Here is a 15,215-nt window from a genome sequence, read left to right on the forward strand (position 1 = left end):
GGCTTGCCCAGTTGTGGCCCGCAACCGATAGCATCCGGAGAAAGCCGCCGTCCCCCATTCCCTGCGCGGCATCATCCGCTACGAAGGTCATCCATGCCCCACAGCCAAACCTCTGCACCACGCGACGGCATTCTCCAGGGACGCCTTGCCCGCGGAGCATCGCCGTGGCTCCTGCCGACCGTCGCCACCGCGGCACTCAGCCTCGTCCGCGCGCGACGCTCCAAGGGCGCCGCGGCCGTCGCCGTGCCCGCCACCGCTCTCGCGGCGGGCATGCTGTGGTTCTTCCGCGACCCCGAGCGCGAGATCGCGTCGGGCCGGGTCATCTCCCCCGCCGACGGCGTGGTGCAGAGCATCATGCCGTGGAAGGACGGACGTACCCGCGTCGCCATCTTCATGAGCCCGTTGAATGTCCACGTCAACCGCGCGCCCCTCGCGGGCACCGTGACGTCCGTGGAGCACATCCCCGGCGGATTCGTCCCGGCGTTCAACAAGGAGAGCGAGAACAACGAGCGCGTTGTCTGGCACTTCGACACCGAGCTCGGCGACATCGAGATGATCCAGATCGCGGGCGCGGTCGCGCGGCGCATCGTGCCCTACATCCCGCAGGGGACGAAGGTGGAGCAGGGCGAGCGGATCGGTCTGATCCGCTTCGGCTCGCGTGTCGACATCTACCTCCCCGAGGGTGTCGAGGTGGACGTCGAGGTCGGTCAGAAGACCGTGGCTGGGGTGACTCGCATTGACCGTGGTTGATCCTGAGACACAGGCGGGCTGGGCGCCGGAGGCGGCGGAGGACGAGGCCGACGAGGAGATGCCTCTCTCACTGCGCCTCTCGATAGCGGACACCCTCACGCTCGGTAACGCCACGTGCGGGTTCATGGCGGTGTACTTCACCACCACGGGCATCCTCATCCCGCACCTCCAGGGCAGCGAGGAAACGGGCATGGCGCGGCACTCCGCCGCGACCACCGTGATCCTCATGCTCTGCGCCGCCGTCTTCGACCTCTTCGACGGACTCGTGGCCCGCAAGCTGCGGTCCTCGCCGATGGGCGCGGAGCTGGACAACCTCTCGGACCTGATCAGCTTCGGGCTCGCCCCCGCGTACTTCGTGCTCGTCTACGGCATGGTCGCCAACGACGCGCACCAGCGGGTCGCGGCGGTGGGCGCGATCGTGGTGCTCCTGGCGGTGGTGCTGCGGCTTGCGCGGTTCAGTTGCGTGACCGTGAAGGACGGCACCTTCCAGGGCATGCCCTCGCCCTTCGGGGCGCTCACGGTCGTCTCGATCGTGCTCCTGGAGCTGCCCTTCTGGGCGACGCTCCTCGCGATCATCGGCACGGCCTGGCTCATGGTCAGCCGCGTCGAGTACCCCAAGCCGCGAGGTCCCCTCGCGGTCGCCATGCTCGCGTGGATCGTCGCGGCCATGGGGCTGCTCGCGGCCTGGGCGTTCGACGCCCCGGGCGGCCTGCTCCTCCTGCAGACCGGCTGCGCGCTCCAGGTCGTCCTCGGCGCGGTGATCCCCCTCTTCGCCACGGCCCGGAGGGTGAACAACTTCCGGGACAACCGGCGTGAGGCGCGCGCCGCGCAGTTGCCGTAGCCGCGCTCGAACGGTGGCACCGAAGGGGCCCGGACCTCGACTGGTCCGGGCCCCTTTCGCTTGCCCTCTGTCACCCTTGCGGCCCGTCCTCAAACCCCGGACGGGCCGGAACCCCGCTCAGCCCGCCGTGTACCCCTCCGTCGCCTTCGCCGCCTGCGGCTCCCGTACGACCTTCATGCCGCCCGTGGCCTTCGCCGAGGGCCGGAGGATGACGCTCTGCCGGGAGCTCGGGGAGCTCGGGTCCGTGAAGTCCTGGGGGACGCCGAAGCCCGAGTCGAAGGCGTCGATGGTGAGCAGGGCCTTGTCGACGCCGGCCCGCGTGAGGTCCTTGTCCGCGCAGGCCTTCTTCAGGGCCTCGCCGAAGACCGCTGCCGCCGTCCAGCCCGCCACGACGCCGTTGTCCAGGGAGTCCTTGGGGTGGGCCTTCTTGTAGTCGGCGACGAGCTTCTTCGCCGCCTCGGTGTCCGCGCCGATGGGCAGCGTGGGCGAGGCGACGTAGTAGTTCTTCTGCAGGGCGGGGCCCGACTGCGTGGCGAGGAGCTGCGGGGCGAAAGCGGAGTTGTTGCCGATGACCGGGACGTCGAAGCGGCCCGCCGCCGCGACACCCACCAGGGACGCGGCCTGGCGCGGTCCCGCGCTGATCACGATGCCCTTGACGCCCGCCTTCTTCAACGCGGAGACCTGGGCGGTCATGTCGTTGTCCGTCGGCTTGATCTTCTGCTCGACGACCGTGAGGCCCGCCTCCTCCGCCATGTGCCGCGAACCCTTCAGGGCGCTCTCGCCGTAGTCGCCCTCGAAGTAGACGTGACCGATCTTGTCGCCCTTCTTCAGCCCCTTCTCCTTCATCAGGAAGTCGATCGCGTTGATCGTCTCCAGGTCGTACGTGGAGCCGATCACCCGGACGTAGGTGTTGCCCAGGAGGTTGGAGGACCACGCCTGCGGCAGGACGAGGCCCCTGTCGCCCTCGATCCGCCGCTCGACGGCGGCGACGAACGGCGAGCCGATGAACTGGGCGAAGCCGAGGACCTTCGGCTCCAGCTCGGTGTAGGCGGCGACGGCCTTCTGCGGGTCGTAGCCGTGGTCGCGGACGGTCAGCTTCAGCTTGTGGCCGCAGATGCCGCCGTCCGCGTTGGTCTGGTCGACGTAGAGCTGCTGCGCCTGGGTGACGCTCTTGCCGAGGGTGGCGTAGACCCCGGTCATGTCGGTGAGCACCCCGAGGTTGATCGTCTTGCCCGAGACGCCCTCGCCGGTCTTCACGCCGCCGGCGCTCTTCGATCCGTCGTCGCCGTCCTTCGCCTTCGAGCTGCACGCGGTGAGCGCGAGGAGCGCCGCGAGCGCGGTGGCGGCCGCCGTGGCCCTGGTCAGTGTGTTCATGCTGTCTCCCCTGAAGAAGTGCCTGATGAGGTGCCTGGAGTGGGCGTGCCGCGCCGGGCGGTGATCCGCACCAGGCCGCCGGGCAGGAAGAGCACGACCGCGACGACGGCGGCTCCGTACAGGTACCGGGACGCCTCGCCCGGTGCGACGCCGCCGCTGCCGGGGGCCGAGACGAGGGGCAGCGCGTCGCTGTACCGCGTCAGGAGCTGCGGCAGCAGGGAGACCAGCGCCGCACCCGCGACCGCCCCGGAGACCGAGCCCAGGCCGCCGATGACGATCATGGCGAGGTATTCGAGGGACAGGGTCATGCCGAAGTAGTCCGGCACGGTCCGCTGGAACACGAGGGCGAGCAGCACCCCGGCGAGGCCCGCGTACATCGACGACAGGACGAAGACCCCGGCGCGGTAGCGGGCCACGGGCACGCCGATGACGCCCGCGGCGACGCGGTGGTCGCGGATGGCGTTCATGGCCCGGCCCGGACGCCCGCGCAGCACGCCCCTGGCGAACAGCCCGCAGGCCAGGAGCAGCACGAGGCCCGCGTACCAGAGCTTCTCCGCGGCCCCGAACGGGACGGCGGCCACGACGGCCTCGCTCTCGTCGAAGGTGAGGCCGAAGAGGTGCAGGGGCGGGACGTCGCGCCCGTTGGAGCCGCCCGTCAGGTCATGGGCGTTGAACAGCACGTGCTGCCCGATGAAGATCAGCGCGAGGGTCGCGATGCCCAGGTAGGCGCCCCGCAGGCGTCCCGCGATGGGGCTGAAGAGCCCGCCCGCGAGCCCGGCGAGGCCCACCGCGAGGGTGGCCGCGATCCAGGTGGGGAGGCCGAGCCCGGTCAGGCCGTCGCCGCCGTCCCCGGCGAGGACGCAGTACCCGTACGCGCCGATGGCGAGGAAGAAGGCGTGGCCCATGGAGAGCTGGCCCGTCGCGCCCGTGAGGAGGTTGATGCCGATGGCGCCGATCGCCGCGGCCATCGCGAACAGGCCCGCCTGGAGCCAGAAGCGGTCGAGGTAGAAGGGCATGGCGAGCAGGACGGCCGTGGCGGCGGCCCAGGCGTAGGCGCGGCGGCGCGTGAGCAGGGTCCGGCCGGCGGAGCGGGCGGAGCGCGCGAGGACGTCAGACACGGGCCAGCTCCTTCGTGCCGAAGAGCCCAGCGGGCCTGATCAGCAGGATCACGGTCATCACGAGGTAGGGCGCGAGGTCCCCGAGGCCGCGCCCGAGGAAGGTCAGCTCGCTCTGGTAGCCGGTGGCGAGGGCCTCCGTCACGCCGACCACGAGGCCGCCGACGAGGGCTCCGGTCGTGGAGTCGAGGCCGCCGAGGATCGCGGCGGGGAACGCCTTCAGGGCGGCGAGGGACGTGGCGCGCTCCAGGCCCGGTGTCGGGAAGACGGTGAGGAACAGCGCGGCCACGGCGGCGAGCGCCCCCGCGACCGCCCATGCGCCCAGCGAGACCCTGCCGAGCCGTACGCCCATCAGGGCGGCGGTCTGGGGGCTCTCGGCGGCGGCGCGCATGGCCACGCCCCAGGAGGTGTGGCGGAAGGCGAGCAGGAAGGCGGTGATGAGCAGGGCCGCGGTGACGAAGGCGGCGATGCGGGTGTGGGCGATGGAGATCGGCCCGACGCTCAGCACGTCGTCGCCCCAGGGGTCGCCGAGCGGCAGCACGTCGGTGCCGAGCCGCCGGGCCAGTTCGGTGGTGAGCAGGATGTCGACGCCGATGGTGACGATGGCGAGCACGCTGTGGTCGCTGCCCCGGTAGCGGCGCATGACCAGGAACTCGACGGCCGCGCCGACCACGGCGGCGCCCGCGACGCCCACGAGCAGCGCCGGCCAGAAGCCGAGGTCGTCGTGGAGGGAGGCGGTGATGTAGCCGCCCGCAAGAAGCAGGGAGGCGTGCGCGAAGTTCACGACCTCGGTGGCGCGGAAGATGACGACGAAGCCGAGCGCGATGAGGGCGTAGACGGAGCCCATCGACAGGCCGTTGAGGAGGAGCTCGAAGAACGTGCTCATGGGCGGGGCTCCCCTTCGTCAGTCCGGTCGTGCGCGGGCCCGTCCGCGGTGTCGCCTCCGCCGAGGTAGGCGCGGACGACCGCCGGGTCGTTCTGTACGTCGGCGGGGGCGCCGTCGGCGATCCGGCGGCCGAAGTCCAGTACGGTCACCGCGTCCGCGAGCCGCATCACCACCCCCATGTCGTGTTCCACCAGGACGATCGAGATGCCGAGGCTGTCGCGGACGCCCGCGATGACGGCGGCGGTGCGGCGCCGCTCGTCGGCGGTCATGCCCGCCACGGGCTCGTCGAGGAGCAGCAGGCGCGGCTCCATGCACAGGGCGCGCGCCAGTTCGGCGAGCTTCTGCTGGCCGTAGGGCAGGGCGCCCGCGGGCAGGTGGAGCTGGCGTTCCAGGCCGACGAAGGCCGCGATCTCGCGGACGCGTTCGCGGTGCCCGCGCTCCTCCTTGGCCGCCGAGGGGAGCCGCAGGCCCGCGGCGACGAAGCCGGTGCGGGTCAGCCGGTGGCGGCCGAGCAGCAGGCTGTCGGCGACCGTGGCGCGCGGCGGCAGGGCGAGGTTCTGGAAGATGCGGGCGACGCCGAGCCCCGCGATGCGGTGCGGGCGCATGCCGGTGAGTTCGTGCTCCCCGAAGCGGACGCTGCCGCTGGTGGCGCGGTAGACGCCGGACAGGACGTTGAAGCAGGTGGACTTGCCCGCGCCGTTCGGGCCGATCACGGCGTGCACGGTGCCGGGGCGGACCGTGAAGCTGACGGCGTCCAGGGCGGTGAGCCCGGCGAAGCGGACGGTCACGTCACGCACTTCCAGTGCGGGGGTCCCCGGCGTCATCGGCCGGCCTCCCAGCGCGGCAGCGCCGGCAGCGCGCCGACGCCCCGGGAGGCGTCGGCCGCCGCGTCCTCGTCGACCACGCCGAGGTAGCGGCGGCGTACCTCGTCGGAGGCGGCGAGTTCGGCCGCTGGGCCCGAGAGGGCGACCTCGCCGACGTCGAGCACGTACGCGTGGGAGGCGAGCCGCAGCGCGAGGGCGGCGTTCTGCTCGACGAGGAGCACCGAGGTGCCCTGCGCGTTGATCTCCCGGATGGTGTCGGCGATGCGGGCGGCCATCAGCGGGGCGAGCCCCAGGGACGGCTCGTCCAGGAGCAGCAGCCGCGGCGAGGCCATCAGGGCCCTGCCCACGGCGAGCATCTGCTGTTCGCCGCCGGAAAGCAGTCCCGCGCGCTGTCCCGCGCGGTCGGCGAGTACGGGGAACAGCTCGTGGACGCGGCGCAGGGCGTCCGCCTTGGCGGTGCGCGAGCCGGTGGAGCCGAGGGCTCCGGCGCGCAGGTTGTCGGCGACGGTCATCCGGGCGAACACCTGTCTGCCCTCGGGGACCTGGGAGATCCCCGCGGCCACGACGCGCTCCGGCGCCAGGCCGTCGGTCCGCCTGCCCTGGAAGTGGATGTCTCCCGAGGTGAGCGTGGCGCCCTGGAAGGAGAGGGTGCGGGAGACGGCGCGCAGGAGCGTCGACTTGCCCGCGCCGTTGGAGCCGAGCACCGCGACGACGGCGCCGTCCGGCACGTCGAGCGAGACCCGGCGCAGGGCGCGCACGGGGCCGTAGCCGACCGACACCTCCCGTACGGCGAGACCGCCGCCGGGCGGGGCGCCACCGCCCGGCCCCGGGGCGCGCGCGCCCGTGCCGAAGCCCTTCACATACCTGCCGCCCACGTGCCGACCCCCAGTTCCCGCACGGCCCGTCCGCCGTCGCGTGGCGCTCACCCCAGCACCGCGGGACCCGCCCGTCCACGGCCCGGCGGGGAAACGCTGCGGGGGACCAGCGGCGGCGGCCCGCCGTTGTGCAGCCGCACAACGCCGCGTGTCAGGGGCCTGACCGAGGCGGGTGCCGCATGGCATCCTCCGCACCAACGACGTCCCGGCAACGACGTCCCGGCGGCGTCCACGGCGCCGTCCGGGAGCGCGGCGATGGGGGGAACCATGACCGGGCCCACGAACGGGCGCAGGCCACGGACCGGACACGACTGGCGCCTGCTGAAGGAGGCGTGCACGGCGCTGCTGCCGCGCGTGCCCGAACTGGTCGACGAGCATCTGCGGCAGCTCTCCGACCACTCCCCGGTGTTCGGGCGCGTCCTGCCCCACGACGTGCACTGGCGGGAGGCCGAGGAGGCCATGCGGATCGGCATCGAGGCGATCTCGGCGCCGCGGGCCTCGCCGCGCCGCGACCTGGAGTACGCGGAGGAGGCGGGGCGGCGCAGGGCCCAGCAGGGGCTCCCGCTCGACCTGCTGATCCACTCGTACCGGAACGCGGGCTACCTGGTGTGGGACTCGCTCCTGGAGGGCGTCGCGGGCCGTGACCCCGAGAAGCTGGCGGTCCTGATGCGCTCGGCGACGATGGTGTGGTCGGCGGTGGACGCCCAGGCGGCGGTCGCCTCCGACGCCTACCGCGCCACGGAGCTCGAACTGCGGCGCCGCACGGACGAACAGCTGCAGGCGCTGCTCGACGCGCTCCTTGAGGGCCAGGCGACGCCGGGTCTCGCGGCGCGCGCGGCGGCCGGGCTCGATCTGCCCGAGCACGGTCCCTACGCGGTGGTGGTGCTGCGGGTGGAGCGGCGCGACGGGCGCGAGGCGTTCCACCGGCAGATCCAGCGGACCGGGTTCCGGTTCATCTGGCGGATGCGGACGGACTGCGAGGTCGGCGTGGTCGCGCTGCGCGCCGAGGAGGGCCTGGACGGTCTCGCCCGGCTCCTGGACGGGCGGTGTCCGGGCCCCGGCGGGATCAGCCCCGTGGTGGGCGGCCTCGCGGACCTCGGCCACGCGCGCCGCCTCGCGGAACTGGCCCTGCGCACCTGTCCCCCGGACGCGACCGGCATCGTACGGCTCGACCGGCGGATGCCGGCCGCCCTGGTGGTGAGCCAGCCGGAGCTGGCGGGACGCCTGGTGGCCGACGTGCTCGGCGAGGTCCTCACCGTGGAGCCGTCGGACCGCGCGGTCCTCCTGGAGACCCTGGACACCTGGCTGGACTGCGAGGGCTCGGCGGGCCGGGCCGCGGCCCGCCTGTACTGCCACCGCAACACGGTCTTCAACCGCCTGCGCCGCCTGGAACAGCTGACGTCACGGTCCCTGACGAGACCGAGGGACCTGGTGGAGGTCGCCCTGGCCCTGGAGGCCCACCGCCTGTCGGGCGCCCCGTAAGGGGGCGCGGAGAACTCCGCGAGCGACCCGGAACGACGCGCACCCGCAAAGAAGCCCCGGCCGGGCAGACGCCCCGAGGCCCGGAACCCTAGGCCAGGTAATCCCGCCCCAGGGCTTCCGCGAGCTGCTCGAGCAGCGGCCCCGCCTCGGCGATGCACCGCTCGACGTCCGGCTCCACGTCCGTGAGGGCGTACGCACGCCGGATTCCGGCGCGCCCGAGCGCCTCCGCCGGGAGGGCGAGCCGCCCGCAGACCGCGACGACCTCCACCCCGGCGGCCCGGGCCGCCGAGGCCACCCCGGCGGGAGCCTTCCCGTGGAGGGTCTGCTCGTCGAGCGAGCCCTCCCCCGTGATCACCAGCGTGGCCCGCTCCAGCGCGGGGGCGAAGCCGAGGACGTCGAGCATGACGTCGATGCCGGCCCGGAAGCTCGCCCCCAGCCCGACGAGCGCCCCGTACCCGATGCCGCCCGCCGCTCCCGCGCCGGGCGACTGCGCGTATTCCGCGGCCCGGGGCCCGACGGCCTTCTCCAGGACCGTCGCGAAGTGCGCGAGCGCCGCGTCGAGCGTGGCGACGTCCTTTGGGGTGGCCCCCTTCTGCGGACCGTAGACCGCGGGCGCGCCCTTCGGCCCGGTCAGCGGGTTGTCGACGTCGCTGGCGAGGACGATCCCGACGTCCCGCAGCCGCGGGTCGAGGCCCGAGAGGTCGGCGGTGGCGAGCGACGCGAGCGGTCCGCCGCCCGGCCCGACGGGCGCGCCGTCCGCGTCCAGGAAGCGCGCGCCGAGCGCGGCCAGCATGCCCGCGCCGCCGTCGGTCGTGGCGCTGCCGCCGACGCCGAAGACGATGCTTCGGGCGCCCGCGTCCAGCGCGGCCCCGATCAGTTCGCCGGAGCCGTACGTCGTGGCCGTGAGCGGCGCGAAGACGCCCTCGGGGAGCAGTTGCAGCCCCGAGGCCTCGGCCATCTCCACCACGGCGGTGCCGTCCTTCAGCGCGTACGCCGCCGTGACCTGCTCGCCGAGCGGGCCCGTCACACGCACCTCGCGGCGTTCGAAGCCGCCCGCGACGGCCGCGGCGACCGTGCCGTCACCGCCGTCGGCGACCGGCAGGGCCTCGACCCGCACACCGGGGACGGCGCGGTGCAGCCCCGCCGTCACGCGCTCCGCGACCTGCACGGCCGTGAGCGAACCCTTGAACTTGTCCGCGGCGATGAGCACATGCGGCGCCCGCTCGCGCCGCGCCTGCTGCTCGCTTCCCGCCGTCCCTGCAGCGTCCGCCACCTTGCATTCCCCTTGCTCCTTGGGCCTTGCTCACGTCAAGGCAGTCGCGCCGCTGCGACCATAACCGCAGGAGGGGGCCCCTGCCCATGGCCGCCCGCGCGGCGAGACGGCGCGGCGGGCGGGATCGTCACGCTTTGGCACCACATGTCGGGCGCCTGTGCGGGAGAAATGATCGATCAGCCCCTGGGTACGCTTCCCGGATGACCACTCAGGACTACGCCACGTACATCGCCGGGCTGCCGCGCGTCATCGTCGGCTCCGCCGCGCTGTTCCGGGACGCCGAGGGCCGCGTGCTGCTCGTCGAGCCCAACTACCGCGAGGGCTGGGCGCTGCCCGGCGGCACCGTGGAGTCGGACGACGGGGAGACGCCGCGCCAGGGCGCCCGCAGGGAGACCGCCGAGGAGATCGGCCTCGACGTCACGCTCGGGCGGCTGCTCGCGGTGGACTGGGTCCCCGCGAGGACGGCGGACATCCGGCCACCGCTGGTCGCCTACCTCTACGACGGCGGCGTGCTCACCCCGGAACAGCTCAAGTCGATCCGCCTCCAGGAGGAGGAGCTGCTCTCCTGGCGCCTGGTGGACCCCGAGGACGTCACCGATCTGGTGTCCGACTCGCTGGGCCGCCGCGTCACGGCCGCGCTCGCCGTCCTCGCGCGCGGCGGCCACACGGCGGAGCTGGAGGACGGACACCGGGTCGGCTGACTCCGAGGGCGCTCAGAACAGGGCGTCCGCCGCGACCGCGGTCCGGCTCTCGAAGGCGAGCAGCCGCTGCTTGCGGTCGAGCCCGCCGCCGTACCCCGTCAGGCTGCCGTTGGCGCCGACGACGCGGTGGCACGGCACGATGACGCTGATGGGGTTCTTGCCGTTGGCGAGGCCGACGGCGCGGGACGCGCCGGGCCTGCCGAGGACTTCGGCGAGTTCGCCGTACGTACGGGTCTCCCCGTACGGGATGCGGAGCAGTTCGTCCCAGACCCTGCGCTGGAACGGCGTCCCGTCGAGCCGGAGCTCCAGGTCGAACTCCGTCAGCTCCTCGGCGAAATAGGCCTCCATCTGGCTGATCGCCTCCCCGAAGGGGCTCTCGTCGCGGTCGCCGAAGGTCTCCTGCGCCGGGCGGTGGCGCTGGTCGGTCATGTACAGGCCGCTGAGGACGCCGTCGGTGGCGACGAGCGTCAGCTCCCCGTACGGGCTGTCCATCAGGGTGTGCACGCGTTCCATGGTCATGTCCTCACTTGCGCATCCCGCGCCGGGATGAAGTTGATCGGGTGGTCGTCGACAGCCCAGAGGTACTGCACCGCGTAGGCGCGCCAGGGCCGCCAGGCGGCGGCGCGGGCAGTGAGCGCGGCGGGCGTGTGCGGCAGGCCCAGTTCCCGCGCGCTGCGCCGGATGCCCAGGTCGGAGGGGAGGAAGGCGTCGGGGTCGCCGAGCGCGCGCATCGCGATGACCTCGACCGTCCAGGGCCCGAACCCCGGCAGCTCGGTGAGCCGGGCACGCGCCTCGTCCCAGCCGCCGGCCGAGCCGAGGGCGAGGTCGCCGTCGGCCAGGTGGCGCACGAGGGTGGTCAGGGTGGTGCGGCGGCTGCGGGGCAGCGCCAGCGACTCGGGGTCGAGCGAGGCGAGCCGCTCCGGGCCGGGGAAGAGATGGGTGAGGCCGCCCTCCGGGTCGTCGACGGGCTCGCCGTGCGCGGTCACCAGGCGCGCCGCGTGGGTGCGGGCGGCGGCGGTGGAGACCTGCTGGCCGAGGACGGCGCGCACGGCGAACTCCGCCTCGTCGACGGTACGGGGCACCCGTCGTCCGGGGGCCTTGTCGACGAGGGGCGCGAGCAGCGGGTCGGCGCGCAACTGGTCGTCGATGGCGGCCGGGTCGGCGTCCAGGTCGAGCAGACGGCGGCAGCGGCTGATCGCGATGGTCAGATCGCGCGGGTCGGTCAGGCTGAGGCGGCAGCCGATGTGGTCGGGGCGCGGGGTGAGGGCGACGATGCCGTGGCCGTAGGGCAGGCTCAAGGTCCGCCGGTACGCGCCGTCGCGCCACTCCTCCACGCCCGGCACACCGGTCGCGATGAGGTGCCCGAAGAGGTTGTCGGGGTTGAGCGGCGCGCGGAACGGCAGCCGCAGGCTGATCACGCCGGAGGCGCCGGAGGCCGCGGCGGCCCCGTCGGCGGCCCGCTTCGGCGCGCGGGCCCGCAGCTCCTTCGGGGCGAGCGCGAAGACCTCGCGGACGGTGTCGTTGAACGTGCGGATCGAGGAGAACCCGGCGGCGAAGGCGATGTCCGCCATGGGCAGCGCGGTCGTCTCGATGAGCAGCCGGGCGGTCTGCGCGCGCTGGGCGCGGGCGAGCGCGAGGGGGCCCGCGCCCAGCTCGGCGAGGAGCTGGCGCTCCACCTGCCGGGCGCTGTAGCCGAGCCTGGCCGCGAGGCCGGGGACGCCTTCGCGGTCGACGACGCCGTCGGCGATGAGGCGCATGGCGCGGGCCACGAGGTCGGCCCGGTGGTTCCACTCGGGCGAGCCGGGGCTGCTGTCGGGGCGGCAGCGCTTGCAGGCCCGGAAGCCGGCCTGCTGGCAGGCGGCCGCGCTCGGGTAGAAGGTCATGTTCCGGTCCTTGGGCGGCACGACCGGGCAGCTCGGGCGGCAGTAGACGCGGGTGGTCAGGACGGCGGTGAAGAACCAGCCGTCGAAGCGGGCGTCCTTGGACCGCACGGCACGTAAGCAGCGCTCTGTGTCGGTGTGCATGTGCTCAAGCATTTCGGATTTCCCCACCCTTGACCGGCGAGATTCCGACATCGACCTCGCACTGCCGGGACCGGCGCCTCACCCCTCGCCCTGGGTGGCCAGTTCCGCAGCGAACACGTCGTACGCGGCCCGGTCGAAGAGCACGAACCGCACCTCGTCGAAGTCGGCGGGGTCGGCGGCCTCCCGGACCGTGCGGACGGCGATGCGGGCCGCGTCGTCGAGCGGCCAGCGGTACACCCCGGTCGAGATGGCGGGGAACGCGACCGTACGCGCCCCCAGCTCGGCGGCGACGCGCAGCGACTCGCGGTGGCAGGAGGCGAGCAGCTCCGAGCGGTCCTGGGTGGCGGACCAGACGGGCCCGACGGTGTGGATGACGTGCCGCGCGTCGAGGCGGCCCGCGACGGTGGCGACGGCACGGCCGGTGGGCAGGCCCTTGCCGTACCGCGCGGCGCGCAGCCGTCGGCAGTCGGCGAGGATCTCGGGCCCGCCGGCCCGGTGGATGGCGCCGTCGACGCCACCGCCGCCGAGGAGCGAGGAGTTGGCGGCGTTGACGACGGCGTCCACGCGCTGCCGGGTGATGTCGCCCTGGACGAGGACGAGGGGCACGGTCACGCTTTCCTCCTTCATACGGCGCGCAGCCGCTTCCAGACCGCCTTGGCGGCGTTGTGCCCGGACATGCCGTGGACGCCGGGGCCCGGCGGTGTCGCCGAGGAGCAGATGAAGACGGCCGGGTGCCGGGTGCCGTACGGGAAGAGGGAGAGCTTGGGCCGCAGCAGCAGTTGCAGCCCTCGCGTGGCGCCGCAGGCGATGTCACCCCCCACGTAGTTGGCGTTGCGCTCGGCGAGTTCGGGCGGGCCCGCCGTGGCGCGGGCGAGGACGCGGTCCCGGAAGCCGGGCGCGAAGCGCTCGAGCCGGCGCTCGACGGCGTCGGTCAGATCGCCCCGCCAGCCGTTCGGCACATGGCCGTACGCCCAGAAGACGTGCTTGCCCGCCGGGGCGCGGGAGGGGTCGACGAGGCTGGGCTGCGTGGTGATCAGGAAGGGCGCGTCGGGCGCGCGTCCCTCGCGCGAGACGGCCCGCAGCGCGGCGCCGATCTCCCGGCTGCTCGCGCCGACCTGCACGGTCCCGGCCGACCGCGCCTCCTGCGCCGTCCAGGGGACGGGGCCGTCGAGGGCGTAGTCGATCTTGAAGACACCGGCTCCGTAGCGATAGTTCCCGTAGGCGTTCCCCAGGCCGGCGATCCGGGCGAGCGCGGTCGGTGAGGTGTCGAAGACGTAGGCGCGCGCGGGCGGGAGGTCGTCGAGCCGCTTGACCTCGTAGTCCGTGTGGACGGTGCCGCCGAGGTCCTTCAGATACGCGGTGAGCGCGTCGGCGATCGACTGGGAGCCGCCGCGGGCGACGGGCCAGCCGCGGGCGTGCGCGGCCAGCGCGAAGACCAAGCCGACGCCGCCGGTGACGATGCCGTCGAGGGGCGCGATGACGTGCGCGACGAGACCGGCGAAGAGGGCGCGGGCCCGGTCGTCGCGGAAGCGCCGCATCAGCCACGTCGACGGGGGCAGCCCGGCGAGCCCGAAGCGGGCGAGGGTGACGGGGTCGCGCGGCAGGGCGCTCATCGGCAGGGACATGAAGTCCTTGAGCAGCGCGTCCCACCGGGGCAGGAAGGGCTCCACCAGACGGCGGTACGCCCCCGCGTCGCGGGGGCCGAAGGAGGCCGCGGTCTCGCCCACCGAGCGGGACAGCACGGCGGCGCTGCCGTCCGGGAAGGGGTGCGCCATGGGCAGCGGAGGGTGGAGCCACTCCAGGCCGTACCGGTCGAGGGGCATGTCGCGGAAGGCCGGGGAGTTGACGCCCAGCGGGTGGGCCGCCGAGCAGGGGTCGTGCCGAAAGCCGGGCAGGGTCAGCTCCTCGGTGCGCGATCCGCCCCCCACGGTGCTCTTCGCCTCGAAAACGGCCACGGAGAAGCCGCGCCGGGCCAGCTCGACGGCGGCGGTCAGCCCATTGGGCCCCGCCCCCACGACGACGGCATCAAGCATCGACGGCACCTTCGGACTCCTTCGTCAGCCGGTGGCCACTGCCGCACAGGATAGGCCGGGGCCGGGCCCCGGGGTCTCAGGCCCCCGCGGCGAGGAGGTCCACGACCCGGCGGGCCGTGGCGGCGTCGCGTGCCGCGGTGAACGGCAGCGCGTTCCCCCCGGCCACGCGGAACGGCTCGCCGCTCAGGGTGAGCGAGGCGCCTCCCGCCTCGGCGACGAGCAGCAGCCCGGCGGCGTGGTCCCAGGCCAGCTCCCACGAGAAGGCGACGGCGTCCAACTCGCCCCTGGCGATGGCGAGATACTCCAGCCCGGCCGAACCGCACGGCCGGGGGCGCACGCCCTCCGTCCGCAGCCCGAGGAGGGCGTGCTTCTGGTCCTCGGTGGTGAAATCGGGGTGCGAGGTGGCGACTTCGAGGGCCTTGCCCGCCTCGGGCGAGCCGGCGGTCAGCCGCCGCCCGTCGAGCCAGGCGCCCTTGCCGCGGACCGCCACGGCGAACTCGTCGAGCGCCGGGGCATACGTCCACGAGGCCTGGATCTCGCCGCCGACCGAGAGGGCGACGAGCATGCAGAAGCCGGGATCGCCGTTGACGAACTGCCGGGTGCCGTCGACGGGGTCGACGATCCAGACCGGGGCGTCGCCGCCTATCGCCTCGTAGATCGCGGGGTCGGCGTGGACCGCTTCCTCGCCGACGACGACCGAACCCGGCAGGAGGGCCGGCAGGTCGGCGGTGAGCTGCTCCTCCGCGCGGCGGTCGGCCACCGTCACCACGTCGTGGGGCCCGCTCTTCTCCACGACGTCGCCCTCGGCGAGCTGCCGGAAACGAGGGGTCACCTCGGCCGCGGCGGCCTTCCTGATGGCCTCCTCGACATCGTGGACGCCTTGCGTCAAGAACTCTTCGATCATGCCCTCCATGAGAGCACGCCCCACTGACATCGCGGACGCCACGGGTGAACGCGGAGTGAATCCCGGGCGAACCCCTGGATTCACCCCCGCTCCCGCCCCGCCGCGGCCACGGGCGCCACGCCCGGCGCCCGGC

Annotated in this window: 15 protein-coding genes; 4 read left to right on the forward strand and 11 right to left on the reverse strand. The window is 73.8% G+C overall.

Annotated elements, in window-relative coordinates; all coding sequences use genetic code 11:
• Positions 1–93 precede the first annotated feature (93 nt).
• Positions 94–750 carry a phosphatidylserine decarboxylase gene (locus DCW30_RS24470; RefSeq protein WP_076683546.1) on the forward strand — a complete coding sequence of 219 codons (657 nt, stop codon included), beginning with the start codon at positions 94–96 and terminating at the stop codon, positions 748–750.
• Entirely contained in the window at positions 737–1,591 is an 855-nt protein-coding gene (pssA, locus tag DCW30_RS24475) for a CDP-diacylglycerol--serine O-phosphatidyltransferase (protein WP_062780531.1), read from the forward strand. The genes DCW30_RS24470 and pssA overlap by 14 nt, the downstream gene beginning before the upstream one ends.
• A 117-nt stretch (positions 1,592–1,708) precedes the next feature.
• Here the strand turns inward: pssA and DCW30_RS24480 are convergent, their stop codons facing one another.
• Genes DCW30_RS24480 through DCW30_RS24500 form a run of 5 tightly spaced genes read right to left on the reverse strand, consistent with a single transcriptional unit; the run spans position 1,709 to position 6,569 of the window.
• On the reverse strand, positions 1,709–2,965 hold the full coding sequence (locus tag DCW30_RS24480; RefSeq protein ID WP_076683547.1) for an ABC transporter substrate-binding protein: 1,257 nt from the start codon (positions 2,963–2,965) through the stop codon (positions 1,709–1,711).
• Positions 2,962–4,083, reverse strand: a complete 1,122-nt coding sequence (locus DCW30_RS24485; RefSeq protein ID WP_076683549.1) for a branched-chain amino acid ABC transporter permease — start codon at positions 4,081–4,083, stop codon at positions 2,962–2,964. Before DCW30_RS24485 ends, DCW30_RS24480 begins: the two co-directional genes overlap by 4 nt.
• The gene (locus tag DCW30_RS24490) at positions 4,076–4,966 is read right to left on the reverse strand and encodes a branched-chain amino acid ABC transporter permease (RefSeq protein ID WP_076683551.1); all 891 of its coding nucleotides are present in this window, start codon (positions 4,964–4,966) and stop codon (positions 4,076–4,078) included. The genes DCW30_RS24485 and DCW30_RS24490 overlap by 8 nt, the downstream gene beginning before the upstream one ends.
• Positions 4,963–5,790, reverse strand: a complete 828-nt coding sequence (locus tag DCW30_RS37960; RefSeq protein WP_076683553.1) for an ABC transporter ATP-binding protein — start codon at positions 5,788–5,790, stop codon at positions 4,963–4,965. The genes DCW30_RS24490 and DCW30_RS37960 overlap by 4 nt, the downstream gene beginning before the upstream one ends.
• On the reverse strand, positions 5,787–6,569 hold the full coding sequence (locus tag DCW30_RS24500; protein ID WP_076688667.1) for an ABC transporter ATP-binding protein: 783 nt from the start codon (positions 6,567–6,569) through the stop codon (positions 5,787–5,789). The genes DCW30_RS37960 and DCW30_RS24500 overlap by 4 nt, the downstream gene beginning before the upstream one ends.
• Before the next feature lie 363 nt (positions 6,570–6,932).
• Here DCW30_RS24500 and DCW30_RS24505 point away from each other — a divergent pair, with 363 nt between their 5' ends.
• Positions 6,933–8,147, forward strand: coding sequence for an RsbRD N-terminal domain-containing protein (locus DCW30_RS24505; protein ID WP_076688669.1), 1,215 nt, complete (start codon positions 6,933–6,935; stop codon positions 8,145–8,147).
• An 88-nt stretch (positions 8,148–8,235) separates the two neighbouring features.
• On the opposite strand, the gene DCW30_RS24510 is transcribed toward DCW30_RS24505, so the two are convergent.
• Positions 8,236–9,357 carry a glycerate kinase gene (locus DCW30_RS24510; protein WP_076688671.1) on the reverse strand — a complete coding sequence of 374 codons (1,122 nt, stop codon included), beginning with the start codon at positions 9,355–9,357 and terminating at the stop codon, positions 8,236–8,238.
• A gap of 263 nt (positions 9,358–9,620) precedes the next feature.
• Between DCW30_RS24510 and DCW30_RS24515 the strand changes: the two genes are divergently transcribed.
• Positions 9,621–10,121: an NUDIX domain-containing protein gene (locus DCW30_RS24515; RefSeq protein WP_076683555.1), complete on the forward strand. Its 501-nt coding sequence runs from the start codon at positions 9,621–9,623 to the stop codon at positions 10,119–10,121.
• A 12-nt stretch (positions 10,122–10,133) separates the two neighbouring features.
• Here DCW30_RS24515 and DCW30_RS24520 read toward each other — a convergent pair whose 3' ends face one another.
• The 5 genes from DCW30_RS24520 to DCW30_RS24540 form a co-directional block, all read right to left on the reverse strand.
• Positions 10,134–10,634, reverse strand: a complete 501-nt coding sequence (locus tag DCW30_RS24520; protein ID WP_076683557.1) for a methylated-DNA--[protein]-cysteine S-methyltransferase — start codon at positions 10,632–10,634, stop codon at positions 10,134–10,136.
• Positions 10,635–10,636: 2 nt separating this feature from the next.
• On the reverse strand, positions 10,637–12,145 hold the full coding sequence (locus tag DCW30_RS24525) for an AlkA N-terminal domain-containing protein (protein ID WP_076688673.1): 1,509 nt from the start codon (positions 12,143–12,145) through the stop codon (positions 10,637–10,639).
• A gap of 78 nt (positions 12,146–12,223) precedes the next feature.
• Positions 12,224–12,757 carry an O-acetyl-ADP-ribose deacetylase gene (locus DCW30_RS24530; protein ID WP_237283334.1) on the reverse strand — a complete coding sequence of 178 codons (534 nt, stop codon included), beginning with the start codon at positions 12,755–12,757 and terminating at the stop codon, positions 12,224–12,226.
• 11 nt (positions 12,758–12,768) lie between these two features.
• A complete protein-coding gene (locus tag DCW30_RS24535) occupies positions 12,769–14,178 on the reverse strand; it encodes a phytoene desaturase family protein (protein WP_076688675.1) in 1,410 nt (469 codons plus the stop codon).
• Positions 14,179–14,254: 76 nt separating this feature from the next.
• Positions 14,255–15,082 carry an inositol monophosphatase family protein gene (locus DCW30_RS24540; RefSeq protein WP_103557368.1) on the reverse strand — a complete coding sequence of 276 codons (828 nt, stop codon included), beginning with the start codon at positions 15,080–15,082 and terminating at the stop codon, positions 14,255–14,257.
• Positions 15,083–15,215 lie beyond the last annotated feature (133 nt).

Origin of the sequence: Streptomyces alfalfae, from assembly GCF_004127445.1 — a bacterium.
GTDB lineage: Bacteria > Actinomycetota > Actinomycetes > Streptomycetales > Streptomycetaceae > Streptomyces > Streptomyces alfalfae.

Excerpts from the sequence above, each read along its gene's own strand:
- DCW30_RS24470 (WP_076683546.1), top strand. The coding sequence starts at position 94 with ATGCCCCACAGCCAAACCTCTGCACCACGCGACGGCATTCTCCAGGGA.
- DCW30_RS24480 (WP_076683547.1), bottom strand. The coding sequence starts at position 2,965 with ATGAACACACTGACCAGGGCCACGGCGGCCGCCACCGCGCTCGCGGCG.
- DCW30_RS24490 (WP_076683551.1), bottom strand. The coding sequence starts at position 4,966 with ATGAGCACGTTCTTCGAGCTCCTCCTCAACGGCCTGTCGATGGGCTCC.
- DCW30_RS37960 (WP_076683553.1), bottom strand. The coding sequence starts at position 5,790 with ATGACGCCGGGGACCCCCGCACTGGAAGTGCGTGACGTGACCGTCCGC.
- DCW30_RS24505 (WP_076688669.1), top strand. The coding sequence starts at position 6,933 with ATGACCGGGCCCACGAACGGGCGCAGGCCACGGACCGGACACGACTGG.
- DCW30_RS24515 (WP_076683555.1), top strand. The coding sequence starts at position 9,621 with ATGACCACTCAGGACTACGCCACGTACATCGCCGGGCTGCCGCGCGTC.
- DCW30_RS24520 (WP_076683557.1), bottom strand. The coding sequence starts at position 10,634 with ATGGAACGCGTGCACACCCTGATGGACAGCCCGTACGGGGAGCTGACG.
- DCW30_RS24525 (WP_076688673.1), bottom strand. The coding sequence starts at position 12,145 with ATGCACACCGACACAGAGCGCTGCTTACGTGCCGTGCGGTCCAAGGAC.
- DCW30_RS24535 (WP_076688675.1), bottom strand. The coding sequence starts at position 14,178 with ATGCTTGATGCCGTCGTCGTGGGGGCGGGGCCCAATGGGCTGACCGCC.
- DCW30_RS24540 (WP_103557368.1), bottom strand. The coding sequence starts at position 15,082 with ATGATCGAAGAGTTCTTGACGCAAGGCGTCCACGATGTCGAGGAGGCC.